Below are 15,962 nucleotides of genomic sequence, written 5' to 3'. Positions count from 1 at the left end.
CCGAAAGCTGGCGAGACGATTACGACGCCCGCCGCGTTCGATCCGCCGCCTGATAGTCTGTTGTGGTTACTCGCGCGGTGGGACGATGGCCAAACGCCAGTGATCTACGCCTCCGACGACTTCGAACTAATCCTTCACAAGTGCAGTGATGATCGGCGATGAGGCCGTTTCCCAAATCTCGCAGGTCTGTTTCCGCCCCCTTAGCGGTCATTAATCAGCGCGCGATGCCTCGCTGTGAAGCGCGAGCCTAGACTCGGATACATGACATCCGCATAGCAAGCTAGAATACAGGGGCTGCCACGCCAAAGGTGCCATATGACAGTCGATGAGGCCGTAAAGATCATTTCCGACGGCGAAAGCTTAACTGTAGAATTTAAGTCAGACCTAAGTAATACGAACGCTTAAAGCATATGTAAGGAGATTGCCGCGCTGGCAACGAGTGAAGGCGGATTCCTATTTATAGGCGTCTCTGATAGAGGCAAATTAATTGGGTTAGACGACGCTCGCGTCTTACGCGATAAAATTGAACGCTGGACGGCCGACCTGATTTCTCCGCCTCCTATGATCAATCCAATAATCATAGATATATCGGGCCTAAACATACTAGTTGTGGAGGTCGCAAATGGAACCGCGCCATTCTATGGTTATGACGGAAGATTTTATGCCCGAGTAGGAACTTCATCTGTAATTCTTGATGCGGCCCAGTTAGTAGACATTGTTCGTGGCCGGCGCGTTGAGGATGTGATTGCTTCGATGGAGTCCAGCTTGGCCGTAGCTCAAGCAACCGCAACTGCCGCAATGTATGCCACCGCGCCGGCAATTATGGGTCAAGGCGATCTTGCGACAATGAGCTATTTTCAGGTGCGGGATCGCGTTTTCTCGGAGATTCGGCTGTCACCCGCATTTACTGCACTAGAATCAGGATTAGCAGTCGCGCAGAGTACAGCAAGTATTGCGCTAACCTCGTTTGGATCGGTAAATTTTCAGCGTGAGATAACAGAGAAATATGATACTAACCTGCCAAGAATATTGGACGAATTAGAGAATTCTCCGTTTATTAAGATTATGCAATCCGCGATTTTGGGCTTGCAGTCAATGGCCACAGTTACTCAGAGCCAAGCCAATAGTTTACATTCCGAAATGGCAGCAATCAGATCGTCCTTAGCAAGTCTACAGAGCGAATTGTCAGCGGTCGTATCTTCGAGAGACATTAACAAAGTGGAAATTGACAGCCTTAGTATCAAAATGATGAACCTAGAAGTAGCTCTTAATACATTATCGTTTCGCGTCGATCGTCTTCAAACAATTTGAGACCAGAACCGACCAAGTTCTTCTCTCAGCGAGCGGCGGCTTCCCACCCCAAAGCAGCCGCTATCAAATCACACAGACCTTCAGGCAAACGTTTTCCGGTGACTCTCCAGAGGTTGCAGTTCAATATAGTCGCTGTCGTTCTATTGCTGGCGCAAAAATATGTCTCATACAAACTCTTATCGACCGTCACCCATGCGCCCATTGGCGCAGTCCGATGGACATGATGCGCCACGGCTGATCGGCGAGGCGGTTCCAGGCGAAGCAGCAATGGTCGAGGATGTCGTCGTAGGATTTAAAGATGCGGTTCGACGGCCAGTTGTCGCGCATGAACTGCCAGACGTTCTCGACGGGTTGAGCTCGGGGCATTTGGCCGGAAGCGGCAGCAGGGTGATGTTGCCGCAGACGACGAGGCCCGCCGAGAGATGCCAACCGGCCTGATCGAGCAGCAGCACGGCATGGGCGCCGGGGCGCGACGGCGGCAGCGATCTCGGCGAGGTGCAGCATCATCCCTTCGGTGTTGCAGCGGGGCTTGAAGAGCGCCGCGCCCTTGCCCTTGGCCAGACAGATGGCACCATCGATATAGGCCGAGGTCGTGCGCTGGTCCTTCGGGGCCGACGGTCGTGTTCCCCGCCGCGCCCAGCGCCGGGTGATGCCGTTCTTCTGCCCGACCTGCGCTTCGTCCTGCCACCACAGTTCTATGGCTGTGCCCCGGGGGAGTGCCGCCCGGATCGCCAGCCAGCTGGGCGGGGAAGTTTTTTTAAATGCCGGGATGGCGTCGGATTCCTGAGCATGATGGCGGGGCCGCGCCGTCAGCTAGCGGTAGCCCATTGCGCGCAACTCGCGGCTTAACGTCTGGGGTACTGATCGACACCGCAAACTCGTCCCGGATCCACTGCACAAGATCGACCAGTCGCCAGCGCACGACATCATAAATCACCGCCAGCGCCAGAAGCCGACGCACCTGCTCGGCATCGCGCCGCGATTGCGCCAGCCGCCGCAGCTCCGCCGCCGTAAAACCGTCCTGCAACCCTACCGCCGCCGCCATCACAACCTCCCTCGAAAAGGACTAACCAGCAGCCGAGTATTGCGCTCGACTTGCGACTGCCTCGGGGCCATGCCGCTCGGATTCCACTTGGGCGTCGATTTGCGCGACAACCGTGAGTCGAACGAGCGGGGAGGTTGAATCACATCAGCGCGACAAAACGAATCGCTCGCGTGAGTCAGGCTTCACGATTGTTGGTATCAACCGGAAGAGCAGCGTACCGCGATCGGTTTGGCAGTCTTTGCGCCAGCACACAATCGCGTTGATCATTGCATCTCGACGACCGGACAATCCGTAAAAGTGTCGGATTATTTTACACTTACTGACGATGACGTGGCGATTGTGGACACCCACCGGAGGGAGTGACCAGCTGGCATGTTTTTTGCTTGTTGAGACCGGAGCCTTCATTTTTCCCTGACTCTAGGAGCTGGTCATGTCGTTGATTGCCAAGCTGGTTGCCGGTGCCGCGTTCGCCCTCGCCACCGCTGCACAAGCGGTTATCCCGGTCTACCCGACCCCTGGCGTCGAGGATCCGGTGCTCTACACGTTTACCGCTGCGTCGAGCGGCAACCTGACAGCTTATTTTGCCGGCTCGGGAGCCTCCTACGACGAGACGCTCGGTCTGCTCATCAACGGCATCGATACAGGAATCACCGGGCTTGAAAATCACACCACGCCACGCGGTACCGCGTTGAGCTTTGGTAATGTCACCGCCGGCGACGCCCTGACCTTTCTGATCAATGTTCAGACCACGGGTGATACCTTCTATTCTCAAAAGTCGCGGAACAGTGACGGAGCCAACCATGTCTATTCGGCTCCATACGCCGGGGGTGACTACGGCATCCCGGCTGGTACCTATGTTGGTTTCGAAGACCTCCCCAAGGGCGGCAGCGACTTCAACTACAGCGACGAGCAATTCGTGTTCACCAACGTAGGCACGACCGTTCCCGAGCCAGGGGCGTGGGCGCTGATGCTCGGCGGCTTCGGCGTCGTCGGTGCAGCTCTGCGTCGCCGGGTCAGTTCGGTCGTTGTCGCGGCTTGAGTACCGCTACCGCGCGCGGTGACTGGACTGAATATGATGATCGCGCACGGAGATGGGTCACTGCGATTACCGTCTTGAGCTGGTGCCACTGGTTACCGATGCCGGCTCACTTAGGTATCTGACCAACCGGGTCGGCGCACGTTCGGTTGCGCCGGCCTCGCCGAGAGCACGGCGATTAGTCGTCGCAGCCGTCGATTCGGTTAGATGACCGCTAAATATAGAATGCCTTCGAAGCGAAATGCAGTCAAGTTCGCAACAAGTGATGGATCCATCGACCGTGCTTCCCTCGGAGAAGGCCGATCGACGGAGTTCGAGACGCGCTGCGAATATCGGTGACTTGCATTATTCCGCAGGGCTAGGCGGAGGAACAATTGTTCCGCTTCGACGTCTGGCATGCTTTAAGTAATTGATCGCGGTCAGGCCCTCGCCAGTCTCGCCGCGGTGCTTTGCAGCAAGTGTGGGAAAAGCGGCATTGTTGCAGCCCACCGCGTTTACAACCTTATCTGGTCGCCTTTCTGGTTTAAGTCACCTATAATTACGAGGCCCCGTCTGCTATCACTCACCTAATCGTGGAAAGTGAGGTTCGGTAGCTGGCCGTGGAGTTGTGCCATCGCTTTCGAAGCTGGCCGTCATTCTTTTAAGCAGCCCGAGCGACTCTTCCATACGTCCAATCGATTCGCCTGCCGCCGTCGCTACTTCGCGCTTTACATCGGTTGCGGCGGTGACGACCTCTATGGCTTCGGCGTTGGTTAGAACGGCCGTATCGACCAAAGCGTGCAGAATGCTTTCCGCAAGGAGTAACGCAGCTTGCCCGTGGGCATCCGGTTCAACACCCAGGGCAACAGGCCGAATGGCCTCGTCGAAATGGTCTGCGGCCATGGCATTCACCTGATCTGCTCCGGCGAGAGCGCTGACTCTCTCCCTGCCGTCGGCGCCTGGGATCTTTTTGCCAACGATGAAAATACACGTAAACGATTTTGTACGAGTCCGCACTGATCTGGATCAATTGCTAAACAGTGTGACAAACTAGATTGGGTTAGCGGGTCGAGCACGCGCTGGGGAGACTGTATGTCCAATGCGTTTATCGACAAGCTTACCGCGCACGTTGCCCTGCCGCGCGATGATCTCAGAATGCTTGAGGCCGAATGTGCCAGCGCGCGAGTTATTCCGGCACGCCGTGATCTGATCCGCGACGGAGATCCGTCTGGGCCGCTGTTTGTGGTTTTGGAAGGCTGGGCTTGCCGCTATCAGCTCCTACCAGAGGGCTCGCGCCAAATCACGGCATTTCTGATGCCTGGCGACTGCTGCGATATGCACCTCGCACTAAGCCATGTAATGGACCATAATATCGCTACGCTTACTGACGCAAGGGTGGCAAGCATACCCCGAGCAAAGTTCCAGCATATGATCGCTACGCGACCAGCGCTGACGCAGGCGCTATGGTGGTCGCAGGTGGTCGACGAAGGTGTCCTTCGGGCCTGGATCGTAAGTATGGGCCGGCGCGGCAGCATCGAGCGCGTCGCTCATCTAATGTGCGAGCTCTACATCCGTGCCCGCAATATTGGTCTGACCGCCGGAGACGAGTTGGAACTCCCACTGTCGCAGATGGTCCTCGCCGATGCGCTGGGCCTGACCGCAGTTCACGTCAACCGGGTGTTGAGGAAGCTCCGATTAATGGGAATAATGCGGCTTCGGAGCGGCGTTCTCGTTATCGATGATATCGTCAAGCTTGCTCAGGTTGCCGGTTTCGACGAGCAGTATCTACAGCGGAAATTGAAGCTGGCGGCGTAGTTCAAGCTAGCCGGTATGGTCGGAGCTTGAGGGTCCCCCGGATTTTCCTCCAGTCTGAAGGTGAGCATCCGGACTTCATTTTGCGGCCCGAAGGGTCGCGGCAGCAGCATATTCGTTCGGCGTCAGCCAGCCAAGCGACGTGTGAGGCCGGCTCTCGTTGTAGAAGCTGCGCCATGCCTCGATCTTGGCCCGGGCGTCGGCCAACGACAGGAACCAGTGTGCGTTGAGGCATTCGTCGCGCAAGCGACCGTTGAACGATTCGACGAAAGCATTGTCGGTCGGCTTGCCCGGCCGCGAGAAGTCGAGCGTGACGCCGTTCTCATAGGCCCAGCGGTCGAGGGCCTTCGAGATGAAATCGGGGCCGTTGTCGACACGGATGCTCTTGGGCGACCCGCGGGTGCCCGCGATCCGTGTCATCGCTTCGACAACCTGCTCGCCCTTGATGCCCTGATCGACATCGATCGCCAGCGCCTCGCGGGTGTAGGTGTCGACGACGGTCAGCGCCCTCAGGCGGCGGCCATCGAACAGCGCATCCGACACAAAGTCCATCGACCACATCTCGTTCGGTGCCGCCGCCGCCGGCTGCCGGACGCGGTCGGCAGCGCTGACGTTGCGCCTCGGCTTCTTGAGCCGAAGGCTCAGTCCATCCTGTCGATATAGGCGATAAACCCGCTTGTGGTTCACTAGCCAGCCCTCGCGGCGAAGCATGATGTAGATCCGAAAATAGCCAAATCGCATCCGCGTCCGCGCCAGGTCGTGGATGCGCAGCCGCAGCGGTGCCTGGTCCGGCTTGACCGAGACATAGCGGACCAGCGAGCGATCGATGTCGAGCGCGAGACAGCTGCGCCGCTGGCTGACACCGTGGGACCCCTGGACGGACGCGACGAGCTCGCGATGCCGTCCAGGCGTCAGAGCTTTTTTGACAGCACGTCCTGCAGGATATTCTGGTCGAGACTGAGGTCTGCCACCAGCTGCTTGAGCTTGCGGTTCTCCTCCTCGAGCAGCTTCAGACGACGCAGCTCGCCGATGCCGAGCCCGGCATACAACTTCTTCCATCGGTAGAACGCCTGCTTGGAAATCCGCATCCGGCGGATCTGCTCGGCAACCTGCGTCCCCGTCTCGGCCTGCCGCAGCGCGTACGAAATCTGCACCTCGGTGTACCTGCTCTTCTTCACGGCCTGCTCCTCCTCGCGGTGGTTACAATGCCGGAAAACTCTCATCCAAACCGGAGGAAGAAAACGGGAGGACGTCAATTCCGCCGGCAGCGCTGCGGCCGATGGCCACTCGCATGAGCGCATCGGCGACAACGCCGTGATCGCGTGCATGCAGAGATGCCAAGATAAAATTCTTAAGTACCACTTCAAACGACCTCAAGTGTTTTACGGCTAATGAAAAGAAGTACCTTCCGCTACGACGCGTGGTGCGCTCGAAGCGAACGATCGCCGGAGAAGAGTGTGTCAAACGCATTCATTGACAAGCTATATGCCCACGTCGCTCTGTCGCCTGATGATATCAGTCTGCTAGAAACGGAATGTGCGGGCGCGCGTGACGTTCCGGCAGGTCATGACCTCATTCGTGAAGGCGATCCTTCAGGGCCGTTATTCATCATCTTGGAAGGATGGGCCTGCCGATATCAAATTCTTTCCGAAGGCGTACGTCAGATCACAGCATTTCTGATGCCAGGTGACTCCTGCGACATGCATCTTGCCGCCAGTCACGTCATGGACCACAGCATCGCCACGCTGACGGATGCCAAGGTGGCGAGCATACCTCGCGCGCGTTTTCAGCACCTGATCGCTACCCGCCCGACGCTGACGCAGGCCCTATGGTGGTCGCAGCTAGTCGACGAGGGAGTACTCCGTGCTTGGATCGTAAGCATGGGGCGGAGAAATAGCGTCGAGCGCGTTGCCCACCTGATGTGCGAACTCTACGTTCGCGCCCGGAACATCGGTCTAAACAGTGGGGACGAACTCGAGCTACCGTTGACCCAGCTGGTACTCAGCGATGCACTAGGGTTGACGCCAGTGCACGTCAACCGCGTGCTTATGCAACTTAGAACAAAGGGTATTATGCGACTTCGTGGCGGCGTCCTCATCATCGACCATATCGCGCAGCTTGCCGCGCTCGCTGGATTCGACGAGCAATACCTTCAGCGTAAACTGAGAGAAACATCGTATAGGTAGATAGAGAGGAGGCATTCGGCAGCAGATAATTCATTTCGTGACCATCATTGCATGGCCCAGCGCCCTGAATAATGAAGTGGAAATGGATGACTTCGTTCTGCTGGATCGCGACAGCAGGGCGAGCGGCGCGCCGCGCGTTCGATCGGCCCCAGTAGTACTTCCCGGCACTGGATGACGATTTTGATTGCGAGCGCCGCCTGCGCCTGCCCCATGCACGGATCGAACGGAATTCTTTCGGCGTGGGGTGTGAACCCAGACGTTGGCCGCGATGCGTATCTTAGTCGCGCCGTCTGCAATAGTGCTGGCGGCATTTATATTTGCCGCGATCGCGTCGCTCAGGGGCATGCCGAGATTTTAACGATATTGAACGGCATCACCCACGTTGCCGGGTTCACCTGTCGGAAAATGCCGCTCGGCTTTATGGTCGGCTACAGAGGCGATGCCGACCGAGGCTGCATGCGACAAGCGCCATAAACTGCAACAACGATTCCAGATGGTATCGCCGCTGGCTATGTCGGCTCATTGCGGCACCTCGACATGGCCACCGAAGCCGTAACGCATGGCCGATAGCAGTTTGTCGCCATAAGTATTGTGGACGCGGCTACGGAAGCGCGCGAATAGCGCGGCCGATAAAACGTCCGCGGGCACTGCTTCCTCCATCGCTGCGTCGATCGTCCAGCGTCCTTCACCGGAGTCGCTGACCTCGCCGGTATATTTGGCCAGGCTGTGATCCTCGACCAACGCGATAGCGATTAGGTCGAGCAGCCACGATGAGACGACACTGCCCCGCCTCCAAACCTCGGCCACATCGGCCAGGTTCAGCGCGAAGCGCTCCTCTTCGGGCAGCTTTTCTGACGCCTTCCCTTTGAGGATATCGAAACCCTCAGCATAGGCTTGCATCAGGCCATATTCGATGCCGTTGTGGATCATCTTTACGAAATGGCCGGCACCCGCCGGTCCGGCATGAATATAGCCGCGTGCAGGACGGCTATCTGCTCCGGCTCTGCCTTTGGTACACGGCACGGCTCCGTAGCCAGGTGCGAGCGTGGCGAAGATCGGATCAATCCGGTCGACCGCCGCCGTCTCGCCGCCGATCATCATGCAAAAGCCGCGTTCGAGGCCCCAAACGCCGCCCGATGTACCAACGTCGATGTAGTGCAAACCCTTCAGTATGCACGAATTGGAGCGCCGGATGTCATCCTTGTAGAAGCTGTTGCCGCCATCGATGATGATGTCGCCTGGTGCACTGACCGCCGCTAAGGCAGCGACGGTGCTCTCGGTGGGCTCACCGGCGGGCAGCATAATCCAGAAAATCCGCTGGCCTTCGAATTGCGCTGCTGCATCTTCCAGCGACGTGGCGGCAATCGCCCCTTCCTCGACCATCGCCTGGACGACCTCAGGCCGGCGCGCGAAAGCAATGACTTCGTGTCCATCACGCATCAGGCGGCGGACAATGTTCGATCCCATTCGGCCAAGGCCGATTACCGCGATACGCATCTGAGTTCACCCTTCACTCTGGACCGCCGCGAGGATTGCGGCCTGTAGTACGGCGATGCCGCCGCCGGACCGAACGTGGGTTTGCAAAACCAGCTGAGCATTACAATCAGATTCCTCTCGCTGAGTCTGGGACCAAGGGATGCAATGGCGGCAGTAGAGGTGTCTAATGCAGTCAACTTATTGTAATACTGATCTAGATCAATAGATCAGCGCAAAATAAGTTATACGTGTGTCGGCTAAATTGGGCTGTTGGTAGAAATGTCCCGACCCTCGGCACCTTAAATTCTGGCGTATCGGGCGTCGATTTTCTGGTTTGGTTTAATAATTTGATGAAGGAGCAGTCAATGGGAAAGCTCGAAGGTAAGGTCGCGGTGATTACGGGTGGGTCGAGCGGCATGGCGTTGGCGACTGCCAAGCTGTTCGTGGAGGAAGGCGCCTACGTGTTTATCACAGGTCGGAGACAGGCTGCCCTTGACGAGGCAGTCGCCTTTATTGGGCAAAACGTAACCGGCGTGCAGGGAGATGCTGCCAATCTCGACGATCTGGATCGCCTGTATGAGACGGTTAAGCGCGAAAAGGGCACTATCGACGTGCTGTTCGCGAGCGCTGGGGTGGGCGGTGACGCTCAGAAGCTCGGCACGATCACCGAAAAGAACTTTGATGCGACGTTTGGCCTGAACACTCGAGGCACGCTGTTCACTGTCCAAAAGGCATTGCCGCTATTTAACGACGGCGGGTCAATCTTTATGACTGGATCAATCGCCTCGGTCAAAGGTTGGCCCGACTATACGGTGTATGCGGGAAGCAAGGCGGCGCTGCGGGCCTTCGCCCGCGGGTGGCTGAACGAGCTGAAGGATAGGAAGATCAGGGTCAACGTTTTGAGCCCTGGACAGATCGAAACGCCGATCCAAGACCAGATGTTCGACGCAGAGACGAAGAAGCAGTTCGAGTCACTAATTCCGCGCGGGAAGATGGGCCGACCCGAAGAGATCGCGACGGTGGCGCTCTTCCTTGCCTCGGACGACTCTAGTTACGTGAATGGTTTGGAGCTATCGGTCGACGGCGGAACTTCGGCAATCTGAGCCCGCTATGCGAACAATGAAGGGAGCAATCTTCAACAGAACGCTTTCCTCGCTTTTTGGTCTATTTAAATCCGAGAGTACGGTATGATTAAGCTCTATTACCACCGAGGGGCCTGCTCGACGTCAAACCATATCGCGCTTGAGGAAGCAGGTATCGAATATGAGGCTTTCGAGGTCGATCTAAAGGCTTCCGAAGATCCGCTGACAATCTTAGTACGCGCGCTAAACCCCATGGCGCAAACTCCGGTCCTCGTCCTCGATGGGGGCCAGGTTCTCACTCAGAATGTAGCGACCCTACCTTTCATTGCCGATCTCGCGCCCCGAGTGGGGCTGCTACCAGAAAGAGGCACGATCGAACGCGCGCAGGCGGAGAGCTGGCTCGCCTTCGTTGCGTCCGATCTGCATCCGACCATTGTAGAATATGCCTATATTTCATTGTCGGACGACGTGGCCGAAAGAGCCAGATCGCGGCGATTCTATGAAAGCCGCGTCGACCGACGCCTCAAGATACTCGAGAACCGATTTGCCTCCGAGGATTTCATCCTTGGTGACGCATATTCGGTCATCGACGGTTACGCGCTGGTCGTGCTGGGTTGGTCCGAACCCGCGAAACTTTCGCTTGCACCCTATCCGAACGTCCGTGCCTACATGGCACGCATCGAAGCGCGTTCCGCGGTCCGGTCGGTCAGACAGAAAGAAGGTCCGATCGTCTGGTAAGACACAGCGACGAAGGCAGTTAGGTCCGAGCGGCGGGGATCAGAGTGATTACGGTGCAGTGCCGAAGGCTCCCTGCAGCTGAAGTGACCTATTTTTGTCTTGGCAGACCCCGACCAGGCAGGAATATAGTTTCTATTTCCCAGCAGTGACTTCTCATTGCGTTAGTTTCAGAAGAAGGTAGGTGATGTCGTCGGCGATGAGCTGGATTTCGAGCGCTTGGTCTCTTCGTTCGGCCCAACAGATGTAAGGGATGAGGCCGCAAATCCTGATCTCACGACCCTCTAAGGGCTTCCATCGCCGTCTCCCTGAGGTCCTTGAAACAGGAGTTTAGGTACAATTCGGCGTTAAGTCTACGAGGCGAGCGACGATGTCGGTACGCCGCTCGACTCGACCGGCGGTCGCTGGCGAAGGCGGGCTTGGCACGTCGACATGGTCTCCTACTCAGCGCTCGTCGGATGACGGTAGGACGCTTGCCTCATTGCCGATGTAATGTTACTGTTCGCCTTCGTCGAAAATAACGCGACGGCGCGCTGATGCCGGTGATGCTGTTCGCGTCCTCGGGCCGCATCCGCGGCCGAAGGTCCGTCACAGATGGTCACCGGCGGTATCGCTCTTCCCGCTCGAATCGGCGATGCAGCACCGAAACCGTGTCGACGTTCAACAGCGCTGATTACGCGCTTCTATACGGCACCTTATGCGGGCTGCGGAGTTGCCGCCATAAGTCTTCATCTTCGCCGACAGCTAGTTAACGTCCGCTGCGGGGAGGCAGTGCTGCCGCTGCCGTTTATCTCGACGGTATATCTCGAACGCGCTGCTCGCAACCGTGCCCGCCGCCAAGGCGAGGGGCTAGTGCATGCCTGAATTTTGCCGCGCGTGTCGCGGCGAGCCGGCGCATTGCCAGGGACGGCGGCGTTCGTGCTCGCGCCAAGAGGACTCAAAAGCCTGCTGTATGACCCCTAGAAGCGAACCGCCCCGGCCCAGTCTGCTCATCTTAGATTAAAGCTTATCCAACGTGATCGGCAGATCGCGGATCCGCTTGCCCGTGGCGTTGTAGATGGCGTTGGCTACCGCCGCGGCGACCCCGGTGATGCCGATTTCGCCGACGCCGTGCGCACCCATTGGCGTGTGCGGATCGGCGATGTCGGTCCAGATGACGTCGATGTCGGGTACGTCCATCTGCACGGGGACGTGGTATTCGGCGAGGCTCGGATTCATGATCCGGCCGTTGCGCTCGTCGAATTGCGTCTCCTCCATCAGCGCCATCCCGAGTCCCATGATGATGCCGCCGCGGAATTGGCTGCGGGCGGTCTTGGGATTGAGGATGCGACCGCAGTCGAACGACCCGAGGAAGCGGCTGACACGGGTTTCTCCGGTCACGCTGTTGACGCGCACCTCGCAGAACAGCGCGCTGTGCGAATGCATCGACCAGTGCATCAGTTCGAGCGGCGGCGACGCCTCCTTGCTCGCGACGACGCTCTCCTGCTGCGCCCGACCGAGAATCGAGGCGTAGCTTTCACGCCGGGTGGGATCGTCGAGTTTCGCAAGGCCGCCGTCGACGCTACCGACCTCGTCGGGAGAGAGCCCGGCCAGCGGCGAGTCGTTGCCCGCCAGCTTCAGAAGCTCGGCGACCAGCGCATGGTGAGCGGCGATCACCGCTGCGCCGATTGCCGCGGTCTGTTGCGACCCGCCGGCCATGATCGCGCCGGGGATGATCGTGTCGCCGTAGCCGACCGAGACGTTGTCGAGCGGCAGTCCGAGACGGTCGGCGGCGACCATCGCCGTCGTCGTCGCCGTGCCCATCCCCATCTCGTGCGCGGCGACGTCGACGGTCGCATGCCCGTCGCGGCGCAGCGTTATACGCGCAGCGGCTCCCGGCATCCGGTAGTAGGGATAGGTGCCGGTGGCGCAGCCCATGCCGACCAGCCACTCGCCATCACGGCGCGTACCGGAAGCGCCAGCCCGCTCGCTCCAGCCGAACCGCTCGGCCCCCGCGTGCCACGCCTCGACGATATGGCGCGAGGAGAAAGGCAGGCCGGACGTCGGATCCTCCTTCGGCTCGTTGCGGATGCGGAGCTCGATTGGATCGATACCGAGGTCGACCGCCAGTTCGTCGATCGCCGATTCGAGCGCGAAGGTGCCGACGGCTTCGCCGGGCGCACGCATGAACGTGTTGGCGAGCATGTTCATCGTCACCGTCTCGACCGAAAGCTTGAAGCTGTCGGCGGCATAGCCGCCGCGCGTGCCGACGATGAATGGCTCGGGCATGTTGTTGTGCGGCGTCATCGCGGCGAGCCCGGTGTGAAGCAGCGCCCTGAAGTGGCCGTCGTCATCGGCACCGATCGCCACCCGCTGCTCGGTCAGCGTGCGGCCGCCGACGACACGATAAACTCCCTCGCGCGAGAGCACGATACGAACCGGCCGACCGACGAGCTTCGCCGCGGCGGCACCAAGAATCTGATGATCCCACAGACCTTTGCTGCCGAAGCCGCCGCCGACGTACGGTGAACTTATGCGAACCTGCGTTGCCTCCAGGTCGAAGACGTCGGCGATCGTCTGCGCCTCGATGGTGACCATCTGGCTGGCGTCGTGAATCATCAGATGATCGCCATCCCAAGCGATCGTCGCAGCATGCGGCTCGATCGCATTGTGGTTGTGCCGCGGCGTCCGGTAAATTTGATCGACTTTGTGGGGTGCTGCCGCAAGCATCGCTTCGGCGTCGCCGATTTCCGTCGTCAGCGGCTGGCCCATGAACACGCCGGGTTTCGGACCTGCCGCCTTCGCCGCGACGAACGAAGTGGTCGAGGGCTCCGATGCATAGGTCGCAATGACTAGCGACGCCGCATGATCGGCCTGCTCTTGCGTCTCGGCGAGCACGACCGCGATTGGCTGCCCGTTCCAGTGGATCCGGTCGTCTTGCATTATCGGCAGATCGGCTGGACCTGCCGCGGTGGGCGAGGAACCGAACGCCGCCGGGGCATTCATCTTCGGCGCATTCATGTGGCTCATTACCGCCACCACGCCGGGCGCGGCTCCGGCAACGGCGGTGTCGAGTTTCGCGATGCGACCCCGCGGGATCGTCGAAAACGCAAGTGCGGCATAGACCATCCCGTCGATCGGGAACTCGGCCGCGAATCTCGCCGCACCCCGGACCTTTAGCGGGCCATCGAGCCGCGATACCGACGTGCCGATCAGCCCATGTTGTTGGCGGATCAGCGGGTCGGGAACGCCTCCCGGGATCCAGCTGTCGGGCGCAAGCGGCACCAGCTTCGCCATCGCGCTTTGAATGGCACCCTGCGCAGAACCCTTGACCGTGTCGACGATGCTCATGCTTCCGCTTTCGAAAGGTCGCCGAGAACGGCAACGAGGGTCCGTTTGGCCAATTCGATCTTGAAGCCGTTGTTGCGCAGCGGCACGGCGTCGGCCAGCTCGGCGGTCGCGGCGTCAAGGAAGGCCTGTTCGGTTGCTGGGCCGCCGCGCAACACGGCCTCTGCCTTCATTGCCCGCCATGGCTTGTGCGCCACGCCGCCGAGCGCGATCCTGACGTCCTTGATCAGGCCGCCGTCCACTTCGAGCGCGGCCGCCACCGATATCAGCGCGAAGGCGTAGCTCGCCCGATCGCGTACCTTGCGATAGGTCGAGTTCTCCGCAAGCGGCAATGGCGGCAATTCGATCGCCGTGACCAGCTCTCCCGTTTCAAGCACAGTGTCGAACTCAGGATGATCGCCGGGCAGGCGATGGAGGTCGACGAACGGCACCGTCCGCGTGCCGCTACTGCCCTGTACGTGCACAATCGCATCGAGCGCTGCGAGCGCGACGCACATGTCCGATGGATGCGTAGCAACGCACGTCTGCGACGCGCCGAGAATCGCATGGCCGCGGTTGAAGCCCTCGATCGCGTCGCATCCCGATCCCGTCAGACGCTTGTTGCAGCTCGATCCGTCGGTATCGTAAAAATAGGTGCAGCGCGTCCGTTGGAGCAGATTGCCGCCGACGGTCGCCATGTTCCGGATCTGCGCCGAGGCACCCGCCAGGATCGCGCGTGCCAGCACTGGGTACCGTCGACGAACCAGGCGGTGCTCGGCAAGAGCGGTATTGCGGACTGCGGAACCGATCAACAATCCGCCGTCGGCGATTTCTTCGATAGTAGCCGACAGCCCCGTCACGTCGACGAGGGTCGTGTGCTGCGCAACCGTCTCGCGCATTAGATCGACGAGGTTCGTACCACCCCCAAGATAGGCGGACCCGCGCATTTCTCCGAGGCTCAGCGCCTCACCCGTGTCGCCCGCCCGTGCGTATATGAAGGGCTTCATACCGTCATCTCCGCTGCAACGGTCTCGCGAATTGCGTCGATGATCCCGTTGTACGCGCCGCACCGGCACAGATTGCCGCTCATCCGCTCCTGCAACTCGTCCCGCGTCAGCACGACATCCGCGTTGAGATTTGCGGTGACATGACTCGGCACCCCGCGCTGCGCCTCGGCCGCCATCCCAATCGCTGAGCATATCTGGCCTGGGGTGCAGTAACCGCACTGAAAGCCGTCATGATCGATGAACGCTTGTTGCAGAGGGTGGAGCATATTGGCCTCGGCCAAGCCTTCGATCGTGGTGACGTGCCGACCATCATACTGCACGGCGAGAGCCAGACACGAGAGGATCCGCTCGCCATCGACAAGAACGGTGCAAGCGCCGCACGCGCCCTGATTGCAGCCCTTCTTCGTTCCAGCGAGGTGCATCCCTTCGCGCAACAGATCGAGCAAGGTGACGCGCGCATCGATCGGTAACGCGACTGTCGATTTGTTGATTGATATAGACATTGCATCTCCAAGCCGGGGTGTTGAACGCGGAAGAGAGCGCCCGCAACATCGAAAACCGACTACATCACAAGGTGCCGAAATACGTTCTTTCCGACTAAACGATCTAGCGTCGCGTTCGATACCACAAAGAGCAAAATTTCTAGGTGGTGCATCAAACGTAACAAGACCGATGAATCTGACCTCGACCCCGTGACGAACGTCATCGTTTGAAGCAGGTCGCGCCCGACCCCTTAGCTTCCGATGATAGTAAAATTAGATAGGTTATTCTGGTTTGACGCGTCGTCGGGCTTCATGGCGGTATCAGTTGATGTAAGGTGGTGATCGTAACCAACCTGCTGCCGGACGATGATTATTGATCGATAGTTGATGCAGATCAGTCCGGCGGAGCAGGGGCTCAGTCATAGGTGACGCTATGGTCCTGAAGGCTAGCAAATGACGTACCGCGAGGTCGTGAATGGGCGAAGGCGTCCCGACGGTGCGCTGG

General features: G+C 59.1%; 13 protein-coding genes and 1 pseudogene. 7 read left to right on the top strand and 7 right to left on the bottom strand.

Features of this window, described 5'->3' with window-relative positions:
• Nucleotides 1-408: 408 nt before the first annotated feature.
• Nucleotides 409-1,311: an AlbA family DNA-binding domain-containing protein gene (locus tag KTC28_RS01980; RefSeq protein ID WP_216711409.1), complete on the top strand. Its 903-nt coding sequence runs from the start codon at nt 409-411 to the stop codon at nt 1,309-1,311.
• Nucleotides 1,312-1,497: 186 nt separating this feature from the next.
• On the opposite strand, the pseudogene KTC28_RS01975 reads toward KTC28_RS01980, so the two are convergent.
• Nucleotides 1,498-2,356, bottom strand: a pseudogene (locus KTC28_RS01975) (IS630 family transposase).
• 430 nt (nt 2,357-2,786) lie between these two features.
• On the opposite strand from KTC28_RS01975, the gene KTC28_RS01970 reads away from it, so the two are divergent.
• Nucleotides 2,787-3,395: a PEPxxWA-CTERM sorting domain-containing protein gene (locus tag KTC28_RS01970; protein WP_216711407.1), complete on the top strand. Its 609-nt coding sequence runs from the start codon at nt 2,787-2,789 to the stop codon at nt 3,393-3,395.
• 555 nt (nt 3,396-3,950) lie between these two features.
• Here KTC28_RS01970 and KTC28_RS01965 read toward each other — a convergent pair.
• Nucleotides 3,951-4,274, bottom strand: coding sequence for a hypothetical protein (locus tag KTC28_RS01965; protein ID WP_216711408.1), 324 nt, complete (start codon nt 4,272-4,274; stop codon nt 3,951-3,953).
• 189 nt (nt 4,275-4,463) lie between these two features.
• Here KTC28_RS01965 and KTC28_RS01960 point away from each other — a divergent pair, with 189 nt between their 5' ends.
• On the top strand, nt 4,464-5,186 hold the full coding sequence (locus tag KTC28_RS01960) for a Crp/Fnr family transcriptional regulator (protein WP_255602190.1): 723 nt from the start codon (nt 4,464-4,466) through the stop codon (nt 5,184-5,186).
• A 75-nt stretch (nt 5,187-5,261) separates the two neighbouring features.
• Here KTC28_RS01960 and KTC28_RS01955 read toward each other — a convergent pair.
• Nucleotides 5,262-6,361, bottom strand: a protein-coding gene (locus tag KTC28_RS01955; protein WP_223132274.1) for an IS3 family transposase whose coding sequence is annotated in 2 segments (ribosomal slippage) — nt 5,262-6,109 and nt 6,109-6,361 — 1,101 coding nt in all. Because the reading frame shifts where the segments join, the coding sequence is not laid out codon by codon here.
• Between the two features lie 279 nt (nt 6,362-6,640).
• Here KTC28_RS01955 and KTC28_RS01950 point away from each other — a divergent pair.
• Nucleotides 6,641-7,369: a Crp/Fnr family transcriptional regulator gene (locus tag KTC28_RS01950; RefSeq protein ID WP_255602189.1), complete on the top strand. Its 729-nt coding sequence runs from the start codon at nt 6,641-6,643 to the stop codon at nt 7,367-7,369.
• 171 nt (nt 7,370-7,540) lie between these two features.
• A complete protein-coding gene (locus KTC28_RS01945; protein WP_216711310.1) occupies nt 7,541-7,843 on the top strand; it encodes a hypothetical protein in 303 nt (100 codons plus the stop codon).
• A gap of 45 nt (nt 7,844-7,888) precedes the next feature.
• On the opposite strand, the gene gnd is transcribed toward KTC28_RS01945, so the two are convergent.
• A complete protein-coding gene (gene gnd / locus KTC28_RS01940; protein WP_216711311.1) occupies nt 7,889-8,866 on the bottom strand; it encodes a phosphogluconate dehydrogenase (NAD(+)-dependent, decarboxylating) in 978 nt (325 codons plus the stop codon).
• Between the two features lie 344 nt (nt 8,867-9,210).
• On the opposite strand from gnd, the gene KTC28_RS01935 reads away from it, so the two are divergent.
• Entirely contained in the window at nt 9,211-9,948 is a 738-nt protein-coding gene (locus tag KTC28_RS01935) for an SDR family NAD(P)-dependent oxidoreductase (RefSeq protein WP_216711312.1), read from the top strand.
• Between the two features lie 84 nt (nt 9,949-10,032).
• Nucleotides 10,033-10,665 (top strand): glutathione S-transferase family protein, encoded by a 633-nt coding sequence (locus KTC28_RS01930; RefSeq protein WP_216711313.1) that lies wholly within the window; start codon nt 10,033-10,035, stop codon nt 10,663-10,665.
• Nucleotides 10,666-11,661: 996 nt separating this feature from the next.
• Here KTC28_RS01930 and KTC28_RS01925 read toward each other — a convergent pair.
• The 3 genes from KTC28_RS01925 to KTC28_RS01915 are packed head-to-tail and all read right to left on the bottom strand — an operon-like array spanning nt 11,662 to nt 15,478.
• Complete coding sequence (locus tag KTC28_RS01925; RefSeq protein WP_216711314.1) at nt 11,662-13,992, bottom strand: xanthine dehydrogenase family protein molybdopterin-binding subunit; 2,331 nt, start codon at nt 13,990-13,992, stop codon at nt 11,662-11,664.
• Nucleotides 13,989-14,975 (bottom strand): FAD binding domain-containing protein, encoded by a 987-nt coding sequence (locus tag KTC28_RS01920; RefSeq protein WP_216711315.1) that lies wholly within the window; start codon nt 14,973-14,975, stop codon nt 13,989-13,991. Before KTC28_RS01920 ends, KTC28_RS01925 begins: the two co-directional genes overlap by 4 nt.
• Nucleotides 14,972-15,478, bottom strand: coding sequence for a 2Fe-2S iron-sulfur cluster-binding protein (locus KTC28_RS01915; protein WP_216711316.1), 507 nt, complete (start codon nt 15,476-15,478; stop codon nt 14,972-14,974). The genes KTC28_RS01920 and KTC28_RS01915 overlap by 4 nt, the downstream gene beginning before the upstream one ends.
• Nucleotides 15,479-15,962: the final 484 nt, after the last annotated feature.

The sequence above is a fragment of the Polymorphobacter megasporae genome, assembly GCF_018982885.2.
In the GTDB taxonomy this organism is placed as follows: domain Bacteria; phylum Pseudomonadota; class Alphaproteobacteria; order Sphingomonadales; family Sphingomonadaceae; genus Polymorphobacter_B; species Polymorphobacter_B megasporae.
This window is presented reverse-complemented; position numbering and strand designations above follow the sequence as displayed.